We start from the raw sequence: 5,447 nt of genomic DNA, 5'->3' as shown, positions 1-5,447 counted from the left end.
CTGGATGATCGATTCGTACGAGCCCGCGTGCTTGCGTTCTGGAAGGACGGCGACTGGCTGCCGGGTCACGACTACGATATCGCCAACACCCCGTGCCAGAACCTGCTCGAAGGCGGCGGCCTCTGCTATTACCCGGATAACGTGCAGCAGCATTTCTCGGGCAATGAGCCATTGCCGGCGCTGAACATCTCGTGCTACCTCGGACTGCCGCTCAACGACAGCGCGGGCAACTCGATCGGCCATATCTTCGTTATGCACGATGCGCCGCTGCAGAACGAAGAACGCGCGAAATCGATCTTCGGCATTTTCGCCGCGCGCGCCGCCGCCGAGCTGATCAGAAAGCGCGCCGAGGAGGATATGCGCCATATGGCGCATCACGATGCGCTGACCGGGTTACCCAACCGCCTGTTATTCCACGACCGGATCACCCAGGCCATCGTGCAGGCGCGCCGCTATCGGCAGCAAGCCGCCGTGCTGTTTCTCGATCTCGACCGCTTCAAGAATATCAATGACACCCTCGGCCATGAAGCCGGCGACAGCGCGTTGCGCGAAATGGCCACGCGGCTGCAAGCGGCGCTGCGCGAGTCGGACACGATAGCGCGCGTGGGCGGCGACGAATTCATGGTCCTGATCGACAGCTTTGCCGAGATGCACTACCTGGGCGAAGTCTCGCAAAAAATTCTCGACGCCGCGGCGAGGCCGTTCGTGCTGGAAGGACAGGAATGCCACGTCACCGTCAGCATCGGCATCGCCACCTATCCGGATGACGGCGGCGACGTGCACCAGCTTTTGAAGAATGCCGACATCGCGATGTATCGCGCGAAAAGTCTCGGCAAGAACAACTTCCAGTTCTATTCGGCGCAGATGAATGTGCACACGCTCGAGCATCTGGCGCTCGAATCGCGTCTGCGCCGCGCCATCGAGAACCGCGAGCTGGTGCTGCATTACCAGCCGAAAGTGAGCTTTGCCTCGGGCCGCATCGCGGGAGCGGAAGCGCTGGTCCGCTGGCAGCATCCGCAGCGCCGCCTGCTCGCGCCCGATCAGTTCATTCCGTTGGCCGAAGAAACCGGGTTGATCGTGAAGCTCGGCGAGTGGGTCATCAACGAAGCATGCGCGCAGGCCGCGCGCTGGCGACAGCAGGGTCTGCCGGCTCTACGCATGGCGATCAACCTGTCCGCCCGGCAGTTCACGCACGAAGGGCTGCTGCCGGTCATCCGGGAGGCGCTGCGCAATACCGGTCTCGATCCCGCGCAGGTCGAATTCGAGATCACGGAAAGCATGGTCATGGATAAACCGGAACACGCGGCGGCCTTGATGCATGAGCTCAAAACTTTGGGCGTGAAGCTCAGCATCGACGATTTCGGCACCGGTTACTCCTCGCTCGCCTATCTGAAGCGATTCCCGATCGATACCCTGAAAATCGATCGCTCGTTCATTCACGGCGTGCCGCACGACAGCGACGACGTCGCGATCACCCAGGCCGTCATTGCCATGGCGCACAGCATGGACAAGACCGTCATCGCCGAAGGCGTCGAAACCGAGATACAATCCGAATTTCTGCGCCGGCATCACTGCGACCAATTGCAGGGCTACTATTTCAGCAAGCCGCTGCCGGCCGAGGCGTTTGCCGAACTGCTGCGGAAGGCCGACCTGCGCGCATAGCGCCCGGGTTAAAGTTGCGATCGAGCTGCGGCAGACGAACGCTGCGCTGTCGATCCCGGATTCCGGATAGCGCTATTGCGCGTCCACAATGACAGTATCATCTTGTTTGCGCACCCAGCGCTGAAACAAACCCGCAAATTATTGTCAATCGGGTTTGCCCTGCCTGATCCGACAGTCTAAGCAAAACCCTGACCGCAACGTTGTCTAAGGGTATGTTGAAAAAGCCGCAACGTGTCATTGCGAAGAGCGTTTTGAAGATCCCCGCGAAAGCTGGAAGCAATCTCCAAGCTGACGGCTTTTTGGGCTTTTCAACAAACCCCTAACCTTTCGGGAAACCGCCATGCGCCATCTTCTGATTGCTGTTTGCCTGACCACAGCGCTCCTCCCTGCTTGCGCCACCGTCGAGAACCCGGTTACCGGCAAGACCGAACGCACGGTAATGGATGTGAAGAGCGAGATCGCCGAAGGCCAGAAAGCCCATCCGCAGGTACTCGCCGCGTTCGGCGAGTATAAGGATCCGAAGCTACAGGCCTATGTCAACGATGTCGGCCAGCGCTTGGCCAAAAACTCGCACCGCCCGGAACTCGATTGGCACTTTACCGTGCTCGATAGCCCCGAGATCAACGCTTTTGCAACACCTGGCGGCTACGTGTACATCACGCGCGGGATCATGGCCTACATGCAGAGCGAAGCCGACCTGGCGGGCGTCGTCGGCCACGAGATCGGCCACATCACGGGGCGGCACAGCTCGCAGCGCGCTACCCGCCAGCAGACGGCGGGCCTCGGCGTGCTGGCGGCGACCATCCTTGGCGCCGTGCTCGAAAGCCGCGGGCTCAGCGGCGCAGCCGGCGCGGCATCGCAGGCCTCGCAGGGTGTCGCTGCGGGCTACGTCGCGAAGTACAGCCGCGAGCAGGAACTGCAGGCCGACAAGCTCGGCGCCGAATATTTGACGCGTATCAACTACAACCCGCAAAACATGGTCGACGTGATCAAGCTGCTGGAAAACCAGGAACGCTTCGCTGCCGACCAGGCACGCGCCGCCGGTCGCCCGCCGCAGGAAGGCGGTTCGGATTGGCTGGCATCGCACCCGACCAGCGAGCAGCGTCTGCGTGAAATCACGGAGATCGCAAGCGAGTACAAAGCCAAGACAAAATACGGCGACGACGGCCACACGCGCTACCTGCAAGCGACTAATGGCATTCCGTTCGGCGAGAGCAGCGAACAGGGTGTGACGCGCGGCCAGAACTTCTATCATGAGCCGTTAGGCATCGCGTTGACCGCGCCGAAAGGCTGGAAAATTCAGAATTCCGCCAATGCGCTAGCGCTCGTGAACGGCGAAGGCAACGCCGCGGTGATCGTGCAGGCGGTGCCGCCAAAGGCCGGCGACAGCCACGAGGAAATTATCCGCAATGCGGTGAAGCCCGATTCGGGCCGCGTCGAAAAGCGCACATTCAACGGCCTGCCGGCGACGCATTTCACCGGCACGCGGAAGAACCAGCAGGGCCAGTCGCAACCAATCGAACTTACCGTCGTCACCGGCCCGTCGAACCGCAACTACGCCTTTGTCTACGCCGCCAAAGACCACCAGTCGCTGCAACGCGCGCGTCCGCAATTGCAGGAAGCGGAATCTTCATTTCGTGCGCTGACGGCAGCCGACCGCCAAGCCGCGCGTCCATGGAAGCTGAAGACCGTGGCCTTTCCGCGCGGCGGCTTCGCGGAATTGGCGAAGCAGTCGCCATTGCCGAGCGCTGAACAGCAGTTGCGGTTGTTGAACGGAGTGTATGGCGGCGGGGACGTAAAGCCGGGGCAGATGGTGAAGGTGGTGGAGTGAGCGCTTGCGGAAGCAGTGTCGGGCTTCATTTCTCCGACTTCGCACGAGTAAGCCGCCTGATTTATCGCGGCATTTGCCGAACTGGCGAAGCGGTCGCCGTTGAGGCGATCTTCAAAGCAAACCCCGAAAGTCATCGCCGCAGCGATTTCCTTTAGGGCTGCAAATATTCCATTCAGAGCCAGGACGACTCATTTCGGCGTTTCCTGAGCGCAGCGAAAACCTCGATCATCCGACCGGTCCGCCGGATTGACATAAAAGCGCCGCGCAGTCTCCAGGGCATCCAGCCTTCCGTACCAGGCGCCGCCGCGAATGACCTTGTCTTTGCCACTGTCGGGCCCGGTCGGATTCCACACGGCGCCCGTGCGATATCCTTCCGCGTACCAATCGGCTACCCACTCTTCGACATTTCCCGCGAGATTGAAAATACCGTACGGACTCTTGCCGTCTTCATGACTGGTTATGGAAGTGAGTCCGCCGGCAAACGGGTTGCCGGACTCCTTGCCAAAGTTGGCAAGGCTGGCGGTCGGTGCGTTTTCTCCCCACGGGTAGGTGCGTCCGTCGTTGCCGCGCGCCGCTTTCTCCCATTCGGCTTCGGTCGGTAACCGCTTGCCCGCCCAACGGCAGTAGGCTAGCGCTTCGTGCCAATTCACTCCGATCACCGGCAAGTCTCCGTGCGACCCTAGATCCAGTTCGTTCCAGTATTCGGGCGTTTGCCGCGAGCCGGTGGCTTCGAGAAACTTCGCGTAGCGGGCGATGCTGATTTCGTACTTGTCCATGTAGAAGGCATCGACATACACCTCGCGCTTGGGCGATGTTTCATCATCGCCCATCACAAATTTTCCCGCCGCAACCAGCAAAGCCGGCGCGCCATCCTTGCCGATTATCTCGCTGGCAGGCTGCCCGGACAGCGAGCTGAACCAATCCGGCGCGAGGAGATAGGCGCTTGCTGCGCCGGCGATGATCACTCCCACACCAGCCAGGACGTTATTCCGAATCCGCAGTCTGCGGCCCGCGGCAATGCGATGCACCGCGTCCGCCACGGCTGCGGGCAGGTTGCCGGTGGGTTCGAGCACCGTCACTGCGCGCAGATAGGGCGGCAGCCGCGTGATGTCGGTTTGCCGCAGCATGACTGGCAGGACTCGGCCGCCCGGATGCTCCCAGGTCTTTTGCGCGATCGCGAGCTCGGTCAGGGTGTAGGCGCCATCGCTCAGGGAATCCGGACTCACCAGAAACAGGAAAAGGCCGGCGTCTTCGATAGCTTGGCGGATGCGCACGTCATACTCCTCTCCCGCGGGCAGATCCGAGCGGTCGAAGAACACGACGTGGTCCTGAGCGCGCAGCGCAAGATGGATCTGTTCCGCCAGGGCGCGATCTTTGGACGAATAGCTGAGAAAGATTTTCATGATCTGATCGTGCGGGTACCGCGGCAATTACTGAAATCGGGGTCAGTCCGGCTCCATTCCTATTTCTTGATCCGGCCTATTTCTCTTGTTTTTCTTGCCCTGCATTGATTGCGTTCATCCGTCTTTGATGCAAACGCGACAATGTACACCGCGTCTGAAAAAAGCCGCACGGCTAACAATATGGCTCCCTTGACCAGCAACGACTCAGACTATCCGCGTATCCAAAAAATTAAGGAAAGCCGGAGCCAGCGCGCTGGCTCTATCGGGCAGGCATCCTTATCATTCCGGTAGCTGCTCGAATCCATTATTTCACGGAGAGGAAACATGGCTGACGATATTGGCAAGCTTGTATTGCGCCTGACCCTGGGTGGTTTGATCCTGCTGCACGGCATCAGTAAAGTGAAGAATGGCGTAGAGGGCATTGCCGGGATGCTGCAGGCGCAAGGCTTGCCGGCCGCGCTTGCCTACGGCGTTTACGTCGGCGAAGTGATCGCCGCGCTACTGGTCCTGGCTGGCTTCTATGCGCGGATCGGCGCCGATTCATCATGGTC

The 5,447-nt window shown here is 60.6% G+C and carries 4 protein-coding genes; 3 read left to right on the top strand and 1 reads right to left on the bottom strand.

Annotation, left to right across the window (positions count from 1 at the left end; translation table 11 throughout):
- The first annotated feature begins 27 nt into the window (after positions 1-27).
- Together H0V78_06640 and H0V78_06635 are read left to right on the top strand one after the other, a co-directional pair.
- Complete coding sequence (locus tag H0V78_06640; protein MBA2351457.1) at positions 28-1,662, top strand: EAL domain-containing protein; 1,635 nt, start codon at positions 28-30, stop codon at positions 1,660-1,662.
- Between the two features lie 340 nt (positions 1,663-2,002).
- A complete protein-coding gene (locus H0V78_06635; protein ID MBA2351456.1) occupies positions 2,003-3,493 on the top strand; it encodes a M48 family metalloprotease in 1,491 nt (496 codons plus the stop codon).
- Positions 3,494-3,681: 188 nt separating this feature from the next.
- Here H0V78_06635 and H0V78_06630 read toward each other — a convergent pair whose 3' ends face one another.
- Positions 3,682-4,896 carry an SUMF1/EgtB/PvdO family nonheme iron enzyme gene (locus H0V78_06630; protein ID MBA2351455.1) on the bottom strand — a complete coding sequence of 405 codons (1,215 nt, stop codon included), beginning with the start codon at positions 4,894-4,896 and terminating at the stop codon, positions 3,682-3,684.
- Positions 4,897-5,220: 324 nt separating this feature from the next.
- Between H0V78_06630 and H0V78_06625 the strand changes: the two genes are divergently transcribed.
- The coding region (locus H0V78_06625; GenBank protein MBA2351454.1) for a DoxX family protein at positions 5,221-5,447 on the top strand (227 nt) is incomplete at its 3' end.

The organism is Burkholderiales bacterium, assembly GCA_013695435.1.
In the GTDB taxonomy this organism is placed as follows: Bacteria; Pseudomonadota; Gammaproteobacteria; order Burkholderiales; family JACMKV01; genus JACMKV01.
The sequence above is the reverse complement of the archived record's forward strand: the minus strand, read 5'-3'. Positions and strand labels throughout refer to the sequence as shown.

Coding starts and splice junctions, on each gene's coding strand:
- H0V78_06635 (MBA2351456.1), top strand. CDS start 2,003: ATGCGCCATCTTCTGATTGCTGTTTGCCTGACCACAGCGCTCCTCCCT.
- H0V78_06630 (MBA2351455.1), bottom strand. CDS start 4,896: ATGAAAATCTTTCTCAGCTATTCGTCCAAAGATCGCGCCCTGGCGGAA.